Origin of the sequence: Martelella limonii, from assembly GCF_013344475.1 — a bacterium.
Lineage (GTDB): Bacteria > Pseudomonadota > Alphaproteobacteria > Rhizobiales > Rhizobiaceae > Martelella > Martelella limonii.
Genome location: NZ_JABUOU010000004.1, coordinates 127,838 through 145,865, shown reverse-complemented (window position 1 = coordinate 145,865; position 18,028 = coordinate 127,838). Strand labels below are relative to the sequence as shown.

13 protein-coding genes and 1 tRNA gene are annotated in these 18,028 nt (G+C 62.8%); 5 read left to right on the top strand and 9 right to left on the bottom strand.

Annotated elements, in window-relative coordinates; translation table 11 throughout:
• Positions 1–180: 180 nt before the first annotated feature.
• Positions 181–257, bottom strand: a tRNA-Met gene (locus tag HPQ62_RS10575).
• A 230-nt stretch (positions 258–487) separates the two neighbouring features.
• On the opposite strand from HPQ62_RS10575, the gene HPQ62_RS10570 reads away from it, so the two are divergent.
• Positions 488–928, top strand: coding sequence for a metallopeptidase family protein (locus HPQ62_RS10570; protein WP_174802515.1), 441 nt, complete (start codon positions 488–490; stop codon positions 926–928).
• Positions 929–959: 31 nt separating this feature from the next.
• On the opposite strand, the gene HPQ62_RS10565 is transcribed toward HPQ62_RS10570, so the two are convergent.
• A complete protein-coding gene (locus tag HPQ62_RS10565; RefSeq protein ID WP_174802514.1) occupies positions 960–1,598 on the bottom strand; it encodes a carbonic anhydrase in 639 nt (212 codons plus the stop codon).
• 39 nt (positions 1,599–1,637) lie between these two features.
• Entirely contained in the window at positions 1,638–2,519 is an 882-nt protein-coding gene (pdxY, locus tag HPQ62_RS10560; protein WP_174802513.1) for a pyridoxal kinase PdxY, read from the bottom strand.
• Positions 2,520–2,721: 202 nt separating this feature from the next.
• On the opposite strand from pdxY, the gene HPQ62_RS10555 reads away from it, so the two are divergent.
• Both HPQ62_RS10555 and HPQ62_RS10550 read left to right on the top strand, forming a co-directional pair.
• Positions 2,722–7,506, top strand: a complete 4,785-nt coding sequence (locus tag HPQ62_RS10555; protein ID WP_174802512.1) for an NAD-glutamate dehydrogenase — start codon at positions 2,722–2,724, stop codon at positions 7,504–7,506.
• 70 nt (positions 7,507–7,576) lie between these two features.
• Positions 7,577–8,950 (top strand): MFS transporter, encoded by a 1,374-nt coding sequence (locus HPQ62_RS10550; RefSeq protein WP_342343698.1) that lies wholly within the window; start codon positions 7,577–7,579, stop codon positions 8,948–8,950.
• Here HPQ62_RS10550 and purH read toward each other — a convergent pair.
• From purH to htpX, 4 genes are all read right to left on the bottom strand, one after another.
• Positions 8,931–10,547 (bottom strand): bifunctional phosphoribosylaminoimidazolecarboxamide formyltransferase/IMP cyclohydrolase, encoded by a 1,617-nt coding sequence (gene purH, locus HPQ62_RS10545; protein ID WP_174802511.1) that lies wholly within the window; start codon positions 10,545–10,547, stop codon positions 8,931–8,933. The two genes, HPQ62_RS10550 and purH, sit on opposite strands and share 20 nt — an antisense overlap.
• Positions 10,548–10,658: 111 nt before the next feature.
• Positions 10,659–12,332 (bottom strand): heparinase II/III family protein, encoded by a 1,674-nt coding sequence (locus HPQ62_RS10540; RefSeq protein WP_174802510.1) that lies wholly within the window; start codon positions 12,330–12,332, stop codon positions 10,659–10,661.
• A 94-nt stretch (positions 12,333–12,426) separates the two neighbouring features.
• Positions 12,427–13,767, bottom strand: coding sequence for an RsmB/NOP family class I SAM-dependent RNA methyltransferase (locus HPQ62_RS10535; RefSeq protein WP_174802509.1), 1,341 nt, complete (start codon positions 13,765–13,767; stop codon positions 12,427–12,429).
• 8 nt (positions 13,768–13,775) lie between these two features.
• On the bottom strand, positions 13,776–14,747 hold the full coding sequence (htpX, locus tag HPQ62_RS10530) for a zinc metalloprotease HtpX (protein WP_174802508.1): 972 nt from the start codon (positions 14,745–14,747) through the stop codon (positions 13,776–13,778).
• Between the two features lie 171 nt (positions 14,748–14,918).
• Here htpX and HPQ62_RS10525 point away from each other — a divergent pair, with 171 nt between their 5' ends.
• Complete coding sequence (locus tag HPQ62_RS10525) at positions 14,919–15,158, top strand: DUF1674 domain-containing protein (protein ID WP_174802782.1); 240 nt, start codon at positions 14,919–14,921, stop codon at positions 15,156–15,158.
• 56 nt (positions 15,159–15,214) lie between these two features.
• Positions 15,215–15,670: a thermonuclease family protein gene (locus HPQ62_RS10520; RefSeq protein ID WP_174802507.1), complete on the top strand. Its 456-nt coding sequence runs from the start codon at positions 15,215–15,217 to the stop codon at positions 15,668–15,670.
• A gap of 8 nt (positions 15,671–15,678) precedes the next feature.
• On the opposite strand, the gene HPQ62_RS10515 is transcribed toward HPQ62_RS10520, so the two are convergent.
• Both HPQ62_RS10515 and HPQ62_RS10510 read right to left on the bottom strand, forming a co-directional pair.
• Complete coding sequence (locus HPQ62_RS10515) at positions 15,679–16,731, bottom strand: ABC transporter ATP-binding protein (protein ID WP_174802506.1); 1,053 nt, start codon at positions 16,729–16,731, stop codon at positions 15,679–15,681.
• 11 nt (positions 16,732–16,742) lie between these two features.
• Entirely contained in the window at positions 16,743–18,026 is a 1,284-nt protein-coding gene (locus HPQ62_RS10510) for an MGH1-like glycoside hydrolase domain-containing protein (RefSeq protein WP_194246314.1), read from the bottom strand.
• Positions 18,027–18,028: the final 2 nt, after the last annotated feature.

Below are 18,028 nucleotides of genomic sequence, written 5' to 3'. Positions count from 1 at the left end.
TGCCGGCTGAACCCGGCCTTCGGTGACTTCAGATATGTTCATCGGAAAGGGGATGCGCCGTGCGCGGTCGCAAAGGGCCGGATGGTCAGCGCGGATACGCCAGGGAAATCAGCCCTGACGTGGGCAGGACATGAACGCCCGAGATGGGGTTTCAGGATGTTTCAATCTGAAAAGAAAGTCTGGTAGCGGAGGAGGGATTTGAACCCCCGACACAAGGATTATGATTCCTCTGCTCTAACCTACTGAGCTACTCCGCCAACCGGCCGGCCCCTGAAGGGCGACGCGTGGTCCAGCGCTTTGCGTGGGACGGGGCGTTATTAGGGCCTCAAGATGGGGGTGTCAAGCGCGAACAGCTGCTTTTCCGCCAGTTTGCGAGCAATGGTTTCCATGCCTTTGCTTTGCATAAATCCCAGACCCTCCAGCGGCCGTAATCTTTGCTCGAAATCTCCCGTGAAAAAGCCTATATGGGCCGAACGAAGGAGCTGATATGGCGCGTGAAAACAAGAGCGAGGACTGGCAGGGCCGGTATTCACCCAGTCTGGAGAGCGTGGAGTCGCTTGCAATCGAGGCCTATGCCAGGTTGCCCGAGGGCTTCCGCGCGCTCACCGGCGATCTCGTGATCGAAATCGCCGATTTTCCAACCGATGACGTGTTCGAGGACATGGCGCTTGAAACGCCGTTCGATCTCCTTGGCCTGTTCGAGGGCAGGGGCATCACCGAACGCTTCACCATGGAAACCGGCGAGATGGTCAACCGGATCACGCTCTATCGCCGTCCGATCCTGGACTACTGGGCGGAGAACGAAGAGACGCTCGGCGATATCGTGACCCATGTGCTGATCCACGAGATCGGCCATCATTTCGGCCTGTCCGACGACGACATGGAGCGGATCGAGGAAAGCGCCGACAGCGACGCGGCGCGGCGCTGACCCGCCGCTGACAGGGGCGAGACGCCTGCGCTCAAGCCGGGCGGATGAAATCGCCGGTCTTGCTGTCCATCACCCACAATTCGCCGGAAGATATGTCGAACCAGGCGCCGTAAAGCTTCAGCTTGCCCTGCTTTTCCGCCTCTCGGACATTCGGAAATGAACGCAGATTGGCGATCGAGTTGCGGATCGAAATCCGCTCCAGCGCGGTCTGGCGCTCGCCTTCCGTCATGATCGAGTTGGAATTGATCTGCTTGGCGGCGGGCTTCAGCAGATTTGTCCATTTGCCGATGAAGTCGCCTGGGGAAAGCGGCTCGGCGTCGGGCGAAAGGGCCGCATGGATGCCGCCGCAGCGGCCGTGGCCGAGCACCACGATATTCTTGACCTTCAACCCCTCCACCGCAAATTCGAGGGCGGCCGAGGTACCGTGATACTGGCCGTCCGGCTCGTAGGGCGGCACCATGTTGGCGACATTGCGCACCACGAACAATTCGCCGGGGCTTGCGTCGAAGATCATTTCAGGAGCCGCGCGCGAATCGCAGCAGGCAATGAACAGCGTCTGCGGCTTCTGACCTTCCTCGGCAAGCTGGCGATAGCGCGCGCTTTCCTCGCTGTAGCGCCCGGACATGAACTTCTTGTAGCCATCGAGAAGAGGTTTGGGGAAGGAATCCATCAATCTGCTGTCCTTTTTCACAGGGCGCGTGCCGGTGTTTCAGGGTCTTTTACGACGCCGGGAGGGATGCATCAATTGGCGAAGGCCGACTTTGGCAAACGGCGCCCTCAGGCTTTGCGCATCTTTTTCGGGCATCAGTTCGTCTGCGCCTTCGCGCACGGCCCGCGACAGTGTTTCGAACACGGATGCCGTCGATTTTTCCAGAGCCTCCGCTGCCGGCGTTCCGGCGAGCCGGGCGGCGAGATAGAGTGCGGAAAACAGGTCGCCGAGCCCGTTCGGCGGATTGTCGACATGCGGGTGTTCGGCAAGGAGCGCCTGCCTGCCGTCGACATAAAGTGCCGCCACGCCATCCTTCAGCATGGCGTGGGCGGAGGTCACCACCACCTCCGCGGGGCCGAGCGCGAGCGCGGCGTTGATGGCGGCGGTGTTGTCGTCGATTGCGCCGCCCGTCAGCCAGCCGAGTTCGAAGCGGTTGGGGGTTGCGATATCGGCAAGCGGCAGGAGCGTGTCGCGGATGGCCGATGCCGTTTCCTCCGCCACGTAGAGACCGCCCATATCGCCGATCACCGGATCGCAGAGATAGAGGAGATCGGGCGTGTCCGCGCGCAGTCTTTTCACCAGCGCCGCAACGGCATGGGCCTGTGCGGGATGGGCGAGGTATCCGCTGATGACGGCGCGAACCTCGCCGCGCCAGCGGCTTTCGCCAAGTTCGGCAAGGGCGGCGCCAAAGGCTTCGCCTTCAAATTGCAGACGGGTGGACCGCCCATGGCCGGGATGCCAGGGCAGCACCACGGTGGGTACCGCCCATGTGTTATACCCAAGTGTTTCCAGCGCAAAAACAATGGCACGGTTGCCAATCTTGCCGCGCATGACGTAGCTTGAGATGGCGATGACGGCGCCGGCCGGCGTCTCGAAAGTCATGTGATGGACCTTGCTGCTGAGCCAGGGGCTGCAACCTGAACGATAAAAGAGCGGATTTGCTTTGCCTTTCGCCTCATTTACGCTCTAAATCGCCTATTGGAGGGCGCTGTCAAGCGGCTGTCATGGCAGCGACGTTACAAGTTTATCCTGTGATGACACGGATCTGCGGCAACATAATCATAAAAGACCAGCTGGAGGAAACATGGAAAGCAAAGCCGAGCAGAAGCGCAAAGCCCTGATGGAAAAGGCTGCAAGCGTGGCCGGGGCGGGCGACAAGGCCTATATCAATCCGTTTTTCATGTTCGACCGCGCAAGCCCCGAGGATCTGGAGCGCTATACGCCGGAGATTCTCGCCGCTTCCGCCGTGCACGCTTCAAGCGAAATCGCCGCGTATCGTGGCGGCGATGCGCGTGTCACGATCGGTCCGATCGAGGGCGTTTCCCCTGAGGGTATCCCGACCGACGTGATCGCCGTCACCGATCGCAACATGCCGTTCATCTACGATTCGGTGATGGCGGAAATCGCCGAATTCACCAATGATTTCATGCTCGCGGTCCATCCCATTCTGGTGGTATCGGAAGGCAAGGCGCCGGTTGCCTTCTCCGCCGATATCGACCACGGCGAAGATGAACGGATCAGCCATGTCCAGGTTCATGTCAGCAAGCTGCCTCCGGAAAGCCGGGTCGCGCTGAAGGAACGGCTGGAATATGTTCTCGATCATGTCCGCCTTGCCGTCACCGGCTGGCCGGACATGCTGGCCAAGCTCGAGGTCGCGATGAACGAGATCGAGACGCGGGCGCCCGCAAGTCTCGGTGAGCGGCGCGAGGAAGCCCTGTCCTTCCTGGCATGGCTGCGCGACGGCAATTTCACCTTTCTCGGCATGCGCGAGCTCGTCTATGTCAACGATAGCGAAGGCGCACGGGTCGAGCATCTGAGCGGCTCGGCGGTCGGCATTCTGGCTGATCCCGAAATGCGGGTGCTGCGCCGGGGCCACAATCCGGTTGTCTCGACACCGGAGATCATTGCCTTCCTCGAAGGTCCGAAGCTTCTGCTCGTCACCAAGGCCAATACCGAATCCACGGTGCATCGCCGGGCCTATATGGATTACATCGGCGTCAAGCGTTTCGGGGAAAACGGCGAGGTGGTCGGCGAACTCCGGATCGTCGGTCTGTTCACCTTCACGGCCTATACCCAGTCGGCCGTGCGCATCCCGCTGTTGCGGGCAAAGATCTCCGAGGTCACGGCGCTTTTCGGTTTCGAGCCCAAGAGCCATGCGGGGCGCATGCTCCAGAACATTCTCGAATCCTATCCGCGCGACGAACTGTTCCAGGCGCCGGTGCCGCTGCTTGCGTCCTTCTGCGAGCAGATCATGGCGGTGGCCGAACGGCCGCGCATCCGGGTGCTGAGCCGCATCGACAGTTTCGACCGTTTCGTCTCCGTGCTCGTCTACGTGCCGCGCAATCTCTACGATTCCCGCCTGCGCGAAAAGATCGGCGACTATCTGGCGAGCGCCTATCAGGGGCGCGTCTCCGCCTACTATCCGTCCTTTCCGGAAGGCCGGTCGGCGCGGGTGCATTTCATCATCGGGCGGCGCACGCTGGACAAGACGCCGGACGTGCCGCAGGCCGAGCTTGAAGCGGAAGTCACCAAGCTTGCCGCCGACTGGTCGGAGCGCTTCAAGGCGCTTTCCGGTCCGGGTTCCGTCGTGCTCGAAGGCAATGAAGCCTATCACGAGGCGTTCGCTCCCGAGGATGCCTATGCCGACGTGGCGCTGATTGCCGCCGCCGCCAGGGAAGGCATGAGCATCAGCTTCTACCGCGTCAATGAGGATGGCGAGGAGCATCTGCGCCTCAAGATATTCCACGCAGAAACGCATGTTTCGCTGTCGCGCCGCGTGCCGCTTCTGGAAAATCTCGGTTTCTCGGTGGTGTCGGAGCGGACGTTCGATCTCAACTTTGCCGAAAGCGGTTCCCAGCCCGTGGACGTGGTTCTCCACGATATGGATCTGCTGGTGGATTCGGGCGCCGCGCTCGATCTCGAAGCCGATGGCGCCCGGCTGGAGAAGGCCTTTCTCGATGCCTTCCGCGGCGCCATCAGCAATGACAGCTTCAACCGGCTCGTGCTCCTGGCAAGGCTCAGTGCGCGCCAGGCCAATGTGCTGCGTGCCTATGCGCAATATCTGCGCCAGGCGGGCGTCAATTATACCGGCGATTATATCGCCCATTCGCTGTGCCAATATCCGGTCATTGCGCGGGCGCTCTTCGGCATGTTCGAGACCGCCTTCGATCCAGCCCTCTCGGACGCCGACCGCCGCGAAGGTCTGAAAAGCGCGCGGGGCACGATCATGGAAGGCCTCGAGGGCGTGCCGAATATCGACGACGACCGGATCCTGCGTCTGTTCGTCAAATTGATCGATGCCACGCTCAGAACCAATTATTTCCAGACCGGCGAGGACGGCGCTCCGCGTCCCAACCTCGCCTTCAAGTTTGCCTCGCAGTCGCTTGCCATCCTTCCCCAGCCGCGGCCATTCCGCGAGATCTATCTCTACGGCCCGGAGGTCGAGGGCGTGCATCTGCGCTTCGGCAAGGTGGCGCGCGGGGGGCTGAGATGGTCCGATCGCGGCCAGGACTACCGCACCGAGGTGCTCGGTCTGGTGAAGGCCCAGCAGGTCAAGAATGCGGTGATCGTGCCGGTTGGCGCCAAGGGTGGCTTTTATCCGAAGAACCTTCCCGTCGGTGGCAGCCGCGAGGAGATCTTCAACGCCGGCCGCGAGGCCTACAAGAGCTATATCCGTACGCTTCTGTCGATTACCGACAACATCATTGATGGCGAGGTCGTGCCGCCGGAAGATACGGTGCGCGCCGATGAGGATGATCCCTATTTCGTGGTTGCCGCCGACAAGGGCACGGCGACGTTTTCCGACACCGCCAACGGGCTGGCGCAGGAGGCCGATTTCTGGCTCGATGATGCGTTTGCCTCGGGCGGGTCCGCCGGCTACGACCACAAGAAGATGGGCATTACCGCGCGCGGCGCCTGGGAAGCGGTCAAGCGCCACTTCCGCGAGATGAACATCGATATCCAGACGACGCCCTTCACCGTTGCCGGCGTCGGCGACATGTCGGGCGACGTGTTCGGCAACGGCATGCTGCTGTCGGAGCAGATCCGGCTGGTGGCGGCCTTCGACCACCGCGATATCTTCATCGATCCGGACCCGGTGCCGGCGACGGGCTTTGCCGAACGCAAGCGGCTGTTCGATCTGCCGCGCACCAGCTGGCAGGATTACGACCGTTCGAAGATGTCGGAAGGCGGCATGATCATTTCGCGGTCGGAAAAGTCGGTGAAACTGACGCCCCAGGCCGCCGCCGCGATTGGCCTTGAGGCGAAAGCCTATTCGCCTTTCGAGGTGATGTCCGCGATCCTGAAGAGCAAGGTCGACCTGCTCTGGTTCGGCGGCATCGGCACCTATATCAAGGCTGCAGGCGAAACCAATGCCGAGGTCGGCGATCGCGGCAATGATGCGATCCGCGTCAATGCCGGCGAACTGAAGGCCAAGGTCATCGGCGAGGGCGCCAATCTCGGCGTCACCCAGAAGGGCCGCATTGCCTTCGGTCTGAAGGGCGGGCGCTGCAATTCCGATGCGATCGACAATTCCGCCGGCGTCAACTGCTCGGACGTCGAGGTCAACATCAAGATCGCGCTGGCTTCCGCCATGCGGGCGGGCAGGCTCACGCGGGAGGATCGCGACGAACTGCTTGCCGAAATGACCGAGGCGGTCGCCGGCATCGTGTTGGAGAACAACTATCTCCAGACGCTGGCGATCTCGCTCAGCACGCGTGAAGGCATGCAGAGCATGCTGACGCTTGCCCGGATGATGGATGTGCTGGAGCGCGACGGCCACCTCGACCGCGCGGTGGAGACGCTTCCAGACGAGGAGGCGCTGAAGGCGCGCAGGCAGTCCGACCAGAACCTGACCCGCGCGGAAACGGGTGTTCTTCTGTCCTACGGCAAGATCGTCCTCTTCGATCAGCTTCTGGAAAGCGATCTGCCGGCCGATCCCTATATGGAGCCGATGCTCTACGGCTACTTCCCGGAGCGGATGCGCGATACCTACTCCGAGGATATCGGCGGCCACCGGCTGCGCCGGGAAATCATCGCCACGGTGCTTGCCAACGACGTGCTCAATCGCGGCGGACCGGAATTCGTGATCAATGCCTGCGACATGACGGCGGCAACGCCTGCAGACGTGGTCAAGGCCGCGATCATCGCCCGCGACGGCTTCGCCATGGAGGAGATCTGGCAGGCTGTCCACGATCTTGACGGCACGATCGACGGCGACGTGCAGAACGCGATCTACGGCCAGCTTCGCTATTTCTACCGGATCCTGACCCACCTTCTGATCCGCAACGGTCTCGCAGAAAGCGACATTGCCGGATCCGTAGCGAAGCTGCGCGATGCGTTTGCGCTGTTCGAGGCGGAAATCGAGGATCTGCTGCCGCAGGCGCGGGCGGAGTGGCTGGCCGAACAGGAGGCCGGCTGGCGCCATGCGGGTGTGCCGGAGGCGCTGTCGCGCCGTCTTGCCCATCACCTCGCGATGATGTTCGTGCCGGAAGCGCTGCAGATCGCAAGACGCAGCGGCCAGAGCCTGGAAAAGGCGGCGCGCGCCTATTTCGACGTCACGCGTCTGTTCCACGTCACGTCGCTATTGTCCGGCGCGAGCCGGATGAACCCGTCCGATTTCTACGATTCCCTAGCGCTCGCGCGCTCCATGGATCAGATTTCGGCGAGCCGGCGGGATCTGGCGGCCAATGCGCTGATCGGCCATGGTGATGCCGCAGAACCGGTCGAGGCCTGGCGCGAAAGCCATTCGAAGCGGGTCCTGCAGATCGCCGACCAGCTTCAGCGGCTTTCCAGCGCAGGTGATCCGACGATCGCGAAGACCACCGTTGCGGCAGGCCTGCTATCCGATCTGGCGCGCGACCTCATCTGAGTGTAAACACCGTCCTGGTGCCGGCCTCGCCGGCATCGGGGCGCGCTTTGTGAAGACAGGATATGTGACAGTGGCGGAAGGCGAAGTCGGCCCGGCGAGGCGTCAGGGCATCTTCGGGTGGATGTTGTTCGACTGGGCAGCGCAGCCGTTCTTCACGGTGATCATCACCTTCATTTTCGGCCCCTATTTCGTTTCCACGCTCGGCCCGGACAAGGTGGCGGGGCAGACCGCCTGGGCCAATGCCGCAACCGTTGCAGGTCTCGTCATCGCGTTCGGCGCGCCCTTTGCAGGCGCACTGTCCGATGCGGTGGGCAGAAACAAGCGCTTTATCGCCGGCCTTGCCATCGTGCAGGTCGCAAGCCTTGTGATGCTGTGGCAGGCAGCGCCCGGCTCCGGCTATTTCTGGCCGGCCGTGATGATCGTGTTTGCAACAGTCGCTGCCGAGCTTTCGGTGGTCTTCAACGATTCAATGCTGCCAGATCTCGCTGAGCGGTCCGCCATGACCCGGATATCCAATGATGCCTGGGGACTTGGCTATCTCGGCGGCATGATCTTTCTGGTCGCATTTTTGCTGCTGCTCTCTGGCGATCCCGTCACCGGACTCACCATTCTCGGCCATCCCCCTCTCTTCGGCCTGTCGGCGGCCGAGGGCGAGCCCGCGCGCATCGCCGGTCCGCTGGCGGCGCTCTGGTATCTCGTGTTCCTGATGCCGCTGATGTTCCTCACACCGGACAAGGTGCGCCAAGGCGGGTCGGGGAAACGATTGCGAAACGGGCTGTCAGCCTTTTTCGAGGCGCTTGCAAGTCTCAGGGCGCGGCCGGCGCTGCTGCGCTTTTTCATTGCCAGAATGTTCTACATGGATGGTCTCAATGGCCTGCTCATCCTTGGCGGTGCATTCGCGGCGTCTCTGTTCGGCTGGACGATCACCGAAATCGGCATTTACGGAATGATCCTGAATGTCGCTGCCATCATCGGCTGCTTCCTTGCCGCGCGGATGAGCGGGCGCGTCAGCGCCGGCACTGTCGTTATCTTCACCCTGTCCACGCTGATCGTCGCAACCTTCGGCGTGGTTTCGACCACCGCTGATGCCACCCTGTTCGGGTTCGTCAAGCTTTCGCCGGGGACGGACGGTCTGTTTTCCTCCGGAGCCGAAAAAGCGTTCCTGATTTACGGGCTGATGATAGGGCTGTCATTCGGCCCGGCGCAGGCTGCCTCGCGCGCCTTTCTGGCGGTCGCGGTCGATGCTGCGGAAGCGGGGCGTTTCTTCGGGCTGTTCTCGCTGACCGGGCGGATCACCAGCTTCATGGCAACGGCGGGGTTCGCCGTGCTGACGAGCTGGACGGGCTCGCCGAATATCGGGATGGCGAGCCTGCTTTTCTTTCTGGTGGCAGGCCTGGCGCTGTTCGTGCCGGCCGCAATTGCCGTCAGTGACGGAAGGTCCTGACGCCGGTGAACACCATGGCGACGCCGTTTGCGTTGGCGGCGTCGATGACCTCCTGATCGCGGATCGAACCGCCCGGCTGGATCACGGCCGTGGCGCCGGCGGCAACGGCGGACAGAAGACCGTCCGCGAAGGGGAAGAAGGCTTCCGATGCGACCGCCGAGCCTCTGGTCATCGGTTCGGGCCATCCGGCAGCCTTGGCTGCTTCCTCGGCCTTGATGCCGGCAATGCGGGCGCTGTCGATACGGCTCATCTGGCCGGCGCCGATGCCTGCGGTCTGGCCGTCCTTCACATAGACGATCGCGTTCGACTTCACATGCTTGGCAATCGCGAAGGCCATCTTCATGTCTTCGAGTTCGCGGTCGGTCGGCGCCCGCTCGGTGACGACGTTGAGTTCGATCTCGTCGATCATGGCGGTGTCGCGCGACTGCACAAGGAAGCCGCCTGCGACGGTCTTGAAGTTCACGCCGCGCGCCCGCGGATCAGGCAGGCCGCCCGTGGTCAGAAGCCGGAGGTTCTTCTTGGCCGCGATGATTTCCTTGGCGGCCTCATCGGCATCGGGCGCGATGATGACCTCGGTGAAAAGCTTCACGATTTCCGATGCCGTCTCGCCGTCGAGCGTGCGGTTCAGCGCGACGATGCCGCCAAATGCCGACTGGCTGTCGCAGGCAAGCGCCCGCCTGTAGGCTTCGATGAGCGTGTCGGCGCGGGCGACGCCGCAGGGGTTGGCGTGCTTGATGATGGCGCAGGCGGGCGCCACATCCGCTGGAAACTCCGCAACCAGTTCGAAGGCGGCATCGGTGTCGTTGATATTGTTGTAGGAGAGCTGCTTGCCCTGATGCTGCACGGCATTGGCAACGCCCGGACGTCTGTCGCCGGTGACATAGAAGGCGGCGGACTGATGGGGGTTCTCGCCGTAACGCATTTCCTGGCGGAGCGTACCGCCAAGCGTCATGTGGCGCGGGTTCTCGAGCTTCAGCGACTCTGCGAACCAGCCGGAGATTGCAGCATCATAGGCGGCGGTGCGGGCATAGGCGCGGGCAGCCAGCGTCTGGCGCAGGCTATACGGCACGGCGCCGTTGCCGGCCTCGATTGCCTCGCGCACCTCGTCATAATCGGCCGGATCGGTGATCACGGTCACATAGGCGTGGTTCTTGGCTGCGGCGCGGATCATGGCAGGGCCGCCGATGTCGATGTTTTCGACCGTGGTCGGATAGTCGCCGCCCTTGGCGCGCACGTCCTCGAACGGGTAGAGATTGATGACGGCAAGGTCGATAGCGGAAATGCCGTGGGCCTGCATCGCGGCCTGGTGTTCCTCGTCATCGCGGATTGCGAGCAGGCCGCCATGGACATTGGGATGGAGCGTCTTGACGCGGCCATCCATGATTTCCGGGAAGCCGGTGACGGCCGATACGTCGGTCACGTCGAGACCGGCATCGGAGAGCGCCTTGTGGGTGCCGCCGGTGGACAGCAGCCTGATCCCGCGCGCAGCAAGCGCGCTTGCGAACTCGACGATGCCGGACTTGTCGGATACCGACAGGAGCGCGGTCTTCACAGTGACCAGATCGGGTGCGGGGATCTTCTTGGAGGCAACAGCCATGGCGATGTCCTTCGGGCGGGCGCGGAGTTTTATCCGCTGCGCTGGAAATACGGGATACCAGCGGCGCTTTAGCACGGCTTACCGCAATATCAAACAGCCGCCGCGGCTTTATCAGAGGCGTTTGAACTGCCAGGCGATATCGGCATGTTCCTGCGTGTCGACCTCAATCACGATCTGCCGGGTCCGACGCGCGCCGGAGCTTGCGGCAAAGAACACGCTGTCTTCGAGCCGTGGTGATAGACCGGGGGCGGTGAACAGCCAGCTCTCATTGTTGGGCGCCGTGATGAAGATCGTGTCCTCATCCTCCTGCATCGTCCAGATCGAAGGGTGCAGATGGAAGCGGATGGTCGCGACATGTCCGGCGCGCGGCAGCCCTTCGTGGCGGTTGCGGAACCGGTCGAGCCCGTCGAGTACGCGTCCGTCCGCAGACAGCGTGAGGCTGCGTTCCGCGTAAAGGCTCATGCGCGAGAGGTAGCCGTCATGGCGGATCACGACGCGGTCGCCATCGTCCTCAGCCTGTTCGCGCCGCGCTTCGACATGGCGGATACCGCCCATTGCCACCGGTCCGAGCAAGGATGAAGCAGAAAACGTCAGCGATGACCGGTCGTCGATCGAGGCGGCGGAATGGGCAGCCGTCGAGCGCGCCATGCGCGCGGTATCGCCCTCGGTGGAGACCGGTACGCCTGCGTTGACGACGAAGCGGACCTTGCCCGAGGAAAGTTCGAAGGCGCCGGTTCCGGCGTGGGCGGTTTTCGAAAGCACGGCGCTGAGCGGCTTGCCCGCATCTGCAATCACGACGGTTCCTTCCGCCTCGAGGCGATGGAAGCCGGTGTGCGGCAATGCGCGGAAGCCGGCGCTGCCGATCTCGTCATAGCGCAACAGCGCCGACAAGGCTGTCGAGGGAACGCGGCCCGTGCCATTGAAGAGCGCCAGTTCGCCGTCGCTGTGGCGGAAGAAGTTGAGCGCGCCGTAAGCCCGGTCGATGCTGGCCACAAGCTGTTTCGGCAGCGGCTGTTCAAGGTTGATATAGGTCTGCCTCAGCGGCAAAAGCCCGAGCAGAAGCCGCAGCAGCGCATCGGGGCTGCGGGAGATGTGTCCTCCGTCCGGCAGGATCTGGCGCGAAAGCGCATCATCGAGCCTTTGCCGGGCATCGCGTTTCCTGCGGTCGGAAAAGTCGAGGCTGATCGAGGCGAGCGCGATGCTCATGGCAACTTTCAGGCGCAGTTCGTCATGCGCCAACGTGATGAAGCGGCGACGCAGGATGCGCTCATGGCGCAGCAGCGCATCGATGAACCGGCGATAAAAGGCGGCATCAGCGCCCTTGAGGATGACCGTCGAATGGCAAAGCCAGGCGTTGAGCCGCGAGGATGCCACATCGGTCGTCCAGGCGGGACCCGAGAGGCTGCGATGCCGGCGCAGGAAGCTCAGCACTGCCTCGCGCGCAAAGGTATTGGCTTCGCTGTCACGCTGGGTTCTGAGATGCCTGAGCCATGAGAAGCTCGCAATGCTGCGCTCGAATTCCTCGCTCGGCATGTCGCAGGAAAACAGCGGGCGCCCTTCGGTCAGGAGCAGTTCGCCTGCACTGGCGAAGCGTCCGCCGACGATATCCTCGCCTTCGAGCGGATCGGCGATCCTGAGATCCGTTGGCGCGACAAGCAATTGCGGCGCCCGCCCGCCCGGCCAGCGCGGAACGGGAAGCGAAAGGGCCGCGGCCGCGGCGCGACGGAGCGATTCCCGCGCAAGCAGCAAAGCATAGCGAGCGATTTCCGTGACCGGAAAATCCAATGTCGGCACCCTTTTATTTTTATAGCATATACCGTTGACCGGCTTGACCCGACCTTACGGGCTATCCCAATAGGCTAAACACTTGTTTAACGCCTCAGATCCGTCTGAGGGCAATAGCGTAGAAGCCGTCAAGTCCGCCATTTCCGTCAAGGCTTGCCGCGGGCGTGGTGCGGATTGCGCCATCGGCATCGAAGAATGGCGCGAGCGCTGCGGGTCGTCCGGCAGGGAATGGTGCGCGTTCAGCCGGCGCCCCTTCGCGGAGCAGACGTTCCACCATCGCCTCGCCCTCCAGCGGATCGAGCGAGCAGTTGGAAAAGATCACGATACCGCCTGGGCGAACCAGATCGAGCGCGCGCCGCGCCATGGCATATTGAACCTCGGCAAGCTTTTCGATGTCCGAAAAATCCTTGGTCCAGTAGACGTCCGGATGCCTCCTTGCGGTGCCTGTGGAAGAGCAGGGCGCATCGAGGAGCGCGGCATCGAAGGGCGCTTCCGGTTGATATTCCATCATGTCGGCTGCAATCGTTTCAGCAGAAAGCCGGAGCCGGGCCAGATTCTGCTCCAGGCGCTTGAGGCGGCTCTTGGAGCGCTCCAGCGCCGTCACCTTTGCGCCCTGGACGATCAACTGGGCGGTCTTGCCGCCGGGGGCCGCACAAAGGTCGATGACGCGCTGTCCCGAAAGATCGCCGAAAAGCGTTGCCGGAATGGCGGCCGCTGCATCCTGCACCCACCATTCGCCCTCGGCAAAGCCCTCCATCTCGGAGACCGAACCGGAGGGCTGATCGAGACGGACCGTGCCGGTCGCAAGCACCGTGCCGCCGAGCTTTTCTGACCAGGCTTCCGCGTCGGATTTGACGCTGAGGTCGATTGTCGGCGGCTGAAGCTGGCCGCGGCCAATCGCGGCTGCCGTCTCCGTTCCATAGACGGCGCGCAGCCGATCGGCGAACCAGTCCGGGATCGGGCTGACGGATTCAAGTTCGGCAAGGATCTTCTGCTTGCGCCGGCCCATGCCGCGCAGCACCGCATTGACCAGGCCCGCAAAGCGCTTGTTGCGCGGATCGGCATTGGCCTGTTCGACGGCGATATCGACGGCAGAGTGGTCCGGAACATCGAGATAGAGGATCTGCGCTGCGGCAATGGCCAGCACATGCGAAAGCGCGCGTGCGCCGCCCGGCAGCGGGCGATCGACGAGGGAGGCGATCGCCTGATCGATCATCGGCTTGTGGCGCAGCGCCGTCAGCACCAGGGCGCGGCACAGCGCGCGATCGGCGGGGGAAAGCGCGCGGTAGGCGGGATTGCCGTGTTCGGTGTCGATCATGCCGTCGAGCGGCGTCTTCCGATCAATCACGGCAGCAAGAAGCTTGGAGGCTGCGGCGCGCGCCGCATAACCCGGCTTATCGTTCGGACGGTCCTTTTTGGGGGCCGTCCGTTTCATGTCATCATTCAAGACCAGGGACCTTTGAAGGGCGGTTCATTGCCGTTGCCGGTATCTCGCCCGGTATTGGGAACCGACCGCGATTTGCGGGTGGCTTTAGCAGGCTGGAACGGCTCCGTCGAGGTCCGGTTCGGCGTCCGGCCCATCCGGGCTGCCTGCTCATGGAGCGCGGCAATCCGGTTTGCGGTGTTGGGATGGGTGGAGAACAGGTTGTCCATGTTCTGGCCCGACAGCGGATTGATGATGAACATGTGGGCCGTTGCCGGGTTGCGTTCGGCGCGCTCGTTGTGGATTACCTCATTGCCGCGGTGGATCTTTTCAAGCGCCGAGGCAAGCCACAAAGGGTTGCCGCAGATCTCGCCGCCCCGCATATCCGCGGAATATTCGCGGGTGCGGCTGATCGCCATCTGCACGAGCGCTGCGGCGAGCGGTGCGACGATCATCATCAACAGCACGCCGACAATGCCAAGCGGGTTGTCCCGGCCGCGGCCGAAGAAGAAGGCGAAGTTTGCGAGCATGGAAATAGCACCGGCAAGCGTTGCCGTAATCGTCATGGTCAGCGTGTCGCGGTGCTGCACATGGGCAAGCTCATGCGCCATGACGCCGGCGAGCTCTTCCCGCGACAGCATCTGGAGGATGCCGGTCGAGGCGGCAACGGCTGCGTTTTGCGGGTTGCGGCCTGTGGCAAAGGCGTTCGGCTGCGGGCTTTCATAGAGATAGACCTTGGGCATCGGGAGGCCGGCGCGCTCGGAAAGTTCGCGCACCATGCCGTAATATTCCGGCGCCGTGCGTTCGTCGACCTCCTGCGCGCGGTAGGTGGAGAGCACCATGCGGTCGGAATTCCAGTAGGAAAACACGTTCATCGCGGCGGCGACGAAAAAGGCGATCACCATGCCGCTCTGGCCGCCGATGAGATAACCGATGCCCATGAACAGGGCCGTCATCGCGGCCAGCAACATTGCGGTACGAACGAAATTCATTTGCAGCGTCTCCTGAGACGATAAGGGCCATACTTCAATTCGAGAGCGGCACGTCCTATAATTGGGGCGCGGATGCGCTTATATCAATATTCATGTCCTGCTTCCGCAGCATTGATGAAAGGCTATTCCATGGCAGATCGAAACGAAGACAGCAGCGGCGAAATCGCCGGCATGCCTTCTGCGGCCGATCTTGCGGCATTGACCGCGACACCGGAGGCCGCGACCGATGACGGGGCCAAGGCCGTCAGGGAACTGTCGCCTGCAGCGAGGCGCGCCCTTGCCGAAGCCGAGGAGCGCCGCCGCAAGGCGGACGAAAGCCGGAAGGCGGAGACGGAAATCGGTGGAAGAGGCGGTCTCGATCCGGCGCGTTTCGGTGACTGGGAGATCAAGGGCCGCGCAATCGATTTTTAACCATGGGTAAAAATTCCTATTGCTTGCCATAGATCAAAGGAATAAATTCCTTTGTCATGAGTCGTCCTTCTCGCAAATGCACGTTGCTGTGCGCCGTTTTCATGTCGCTGCCGCTTTCGGCCGGCGCCGTCGAGATATTTGCCGGCCCGGTAAGCGCGACGGTCGTACGGGTGGTCGATGGCGACACGATCGCGGTCGAGGCGCGCCCCTGGCCGGGGCAGATTGTCGAGACGCTCGTGCGCGTGCGCGGGGTCGACACGCCGGAGCTGCGCTCCTCTTGCGGGGCCGAGAAGGAAGCCGCCAATGTCGCCCGAGATTATGTGGTCTCGCTGCTGAACGAAGGTGACAGGGTGGAGTTGCGCGCGATCGCGGGCGACAAGTATTTTGGCCGCGTGGTCGCCGATGTCGATCTTCCCGATCACCGCGATCTCAGCGCGCTGCTGATCGCCGGCGGTTATGCCGTGCCTTATGATGGCGGCCGCAAGATACCGTTTGTCTGTCCGTCTTCCTGACCACGACGTCAGATCGCGTCGCCGGCCTCATTGAAAAAGTGCAGCTTCTCCAGCCGGAATTTCAGGCCAACCTCTTTCCCGCGCATGCCTGCCTCGATTTCGGCGACCCGCACGATCATGCGGCCTGCGGAGCCGCAGTCGACATAGAGAAAGGTGTCGGAGCCGAGATATTCGTCGATCTCGACGGTGCCGGTCACCTGGCCCTCGCCGGGCGCGACAATCTCGATATGCTCGGGACGGATGCCGAGCGATGTCGGGTTTTCGCCCGTGCCTTCCGGCAACGCCCCGCCGCCGTGGCCCTCGACTTTGTATTCCCCATCAGCGGCCGAACACGGCAAAATATTCATCTTCGGCGAACCGATGAACTGCGCCACGAACAGGTTGTCGGGCTTTTCGTAAAGGTCGCGCGGCGTGCCGATCTGCATGATCCGGCCGTCCTTCAGCACCACGATCCGGTCGGCAAGCGTCATGGCTTCCACCTGGTCGTGGGTCACATAGATCATTGTGGTGCCGAGCGTTTCATGCAGGCGGGCGATCTCGAAGCGCATGTCGACGCGCAGTGCCGCATCGAGGTTGGAGAGCGGCTCGTCGAACAGGAAGCCCTTCGGCTCGCGCACGATCGCGCGTCCGATCGCAACGCGCTGGCGCTGGCCGCCGGAAAGCGCCTTGGGCCGGCGGTCGAGATAGTCGTCGAGCTTCAGGATATCGGCGGCGCGGTCGACCTTCTCCTCGATCTCGCTCTTCGGACTGCCCCCCGTCTTCAGCGAGAAACCCATATTGTCGCGCACATTCATGTGCGGATAGAGCGCGTAGGACTGGAACACCATCGAAAGCCCGCGCTCGGACGGCAGGCGGTCGGTGACATCATCGCCATCGAGCAGGATGCGGCCCCGGCTCGTCTCCTCGAGCCCCGCGATCATGCGCAGAAGCGTCGATTTCCCGCAGCCTGAAGGGCCGACGAAGATGACGAATTCGCCGTCGCCGATCTCAAGGTCGATGCCCTTGATGACCTGCAGGTCGCCGAACCACTTTTCCACGTTTTCGAGCTTTATCGCGCCCATGTCGTTCTCCCTCAGCCTGCCTGCATTATGTCGTCGCCCATCGCCCAGGCGAGGTGGATCGCGGCTGTCCAGGTGAACAGCTTGCCGCCCAGACCCTCGCCGGAGAGCGGGTCGAAATATTCGTAGAAGCCGGATTTCTCCACCGCCTTGCGGGTGTCGGCCCGAAGCCGTTCGCAAAGGGCGGTCTCGCCCTTTTCGGCAAGACCGATGGCGATCATGTAATTCACCACCGACCAGATCGGACCGCGCCAGTAGCGCCGGCTTTCAAACTGGTGATCGCGCGGGTCCCAGCTTGGAAAACCATAGGTGCAATTGTCGAGGATAGCGGCGATCTCGGCAATCGAGCGGCCTTGCTGGGCGGGCGTTCCGGCATCGGCATAAAGCGCCATGGCGGACGCATTGGTGAACGCCGTGGAAAGCCCGCCGGAGCGCAGATCTTTGGCGACGAAGCCGCCGACTTCTTCGCTCCAGAAGCTCTCGCAGCCCACTTTCGAACGCTTCAGCCAGGCCTCGCACTCGCTCCTTATACCGGGCTCTCCGAATTCATCCGCGAGTTCGGCCAGATCCCGGTCGCCGCGCATCAGCGCGAACTGGACGCAAGGGTCGACCATGAAGAACGGGCCGTTGCGGGCGATCTCGCGGTGATCCCATCGGCATTCCTGGCCGAAGCGGACGATGGTGAGGTAGCGGTTATACTGCTCCGCCGTCGGCCGCTCGGAGGGGTCGACATGGGTGATATCGCGGCGCGGCAGGTCGCCCAGATCATCGGGCACGCTGATCTGGGCCATGCCGATATCCCAGTCCGGGCAATTGTCGCGGCCGGATTCCCACGGGTGTATGATGCCGACGACACCGGTTTCATCTGGATCGCGGAATGTGTGGAACCAGCGATGCCAGCTCACGAGCTTTTCAAAAAGCCCCTTTGCCCGCGCACGGTCCATCGCGCTGCCGGTCTTCATCATGGTCAGCATCGCGCTTGCGGCAACCGGCGGCTGGGAGTGGCCGGAGGAGGGGGGCGTGGTGTTCGATTTCCACATCTCGGGGCCCGGAAAATAGTCCGGATCGGTCTTGTGGAAGATGATGTGCGGCACCATGCCATCGGCCCACTGACCGGAAAACAGGGTCTCGATCTCTGTCCAGGCCCGGTCGCGGTCGAAGGTCGCGAAACCGAGGGCGGCGAACACCGAATCCCATTCCCACTGATAGGGATAGAGCCGCGCGGTCGGCACGGTGTATCCGCCGCGGTCGTTCATGCGGAGAATGTCGATTGCCTGCTGTTTCAGCGAACCCTGCATCG

Excerpts from the sequence above, each read along its gene's own strand:
- HPQ62_RS10570 (WP_174802515.1), top strand. The coding sequence starts at position 488 with ATGGCGCGTGAAAACAAGAGCGAGGACTGGCAGGGCCGGTATTCACCC.
- HPQ62_RS10565 (WP_174802514.1), bottom strand. The coding sequence starts at position 1,598 with ATGGATTCCTTCCCCAAACCTCTTCTCGATGGCTACAAGAAGTTCATG.
- pdxY (WP_174802513.1), bottom strand. The coding sequence starts at position 2,519 with ATGACTTTCGAGACGCCGGCCGGCGCCGTCATCGCCATCTCAAGCTAC.
- HPQ62_RS10555 (WP_174802512.1), top strand. The coding sequence starts at position 2,722 with ATGGAAAGCAAAGCCGAGCAGAAGCGCAAAGCCCTGATGGAAAAGGCT.
- purH (WP_174802511.1), bottom strand. The coding sequence starts at position 10,547 with ATGGCTGTTGCCTCCAAGAAGATCCCCGCACCCGATCTGGTCACTGTG.
- HPQ62_RS10535 (WP_174802509.1), bottom strand. The coding sequence starts at position 13,767 with ATGAAACGGACGGCCCCCAAAAAGGACCGTCCGAACGATAAGCCGGGT.
- htpX (WP_174802508.1), bottom strand. The coding sequence starts at position 14,747 with ATGAATTTCGTTCGTACCGCAATGTTGCTGGCCGCGATGACGGCCCTG.
- HPQ62_RS10525 (WP_174802782.1), top strand. The coding sequence starts at position 14,919 with ATGCCTTCTGCGGCCGATCTTGCGGCATTGACCGCGACACCGGAGGCC.
- HPQ62_RS10520 (WP_174802507.1), top strand. The coding sequence starts at position 15,215 with ATGAGTCGTCCTTCTCGCAAATGCACGTTGCTGTGCGCCGTTTTCATG.
- HPQ62_RS10515 (WP_174802506.1), bottom strand. The coding sequence starts at position 16,731 with ATGGGCGCGATAAAGCTCGAAAACGTGGAAAAGTGGTTCGGCGACCTG.
- HPQ62_RS10510 (WP_194246314.1), bottom strand. The coding sequence starts at position 18,026 with ATGCAGGGTTCGCTGAAACAGCAGGCAATCGACATTCTCCGCATGAAC.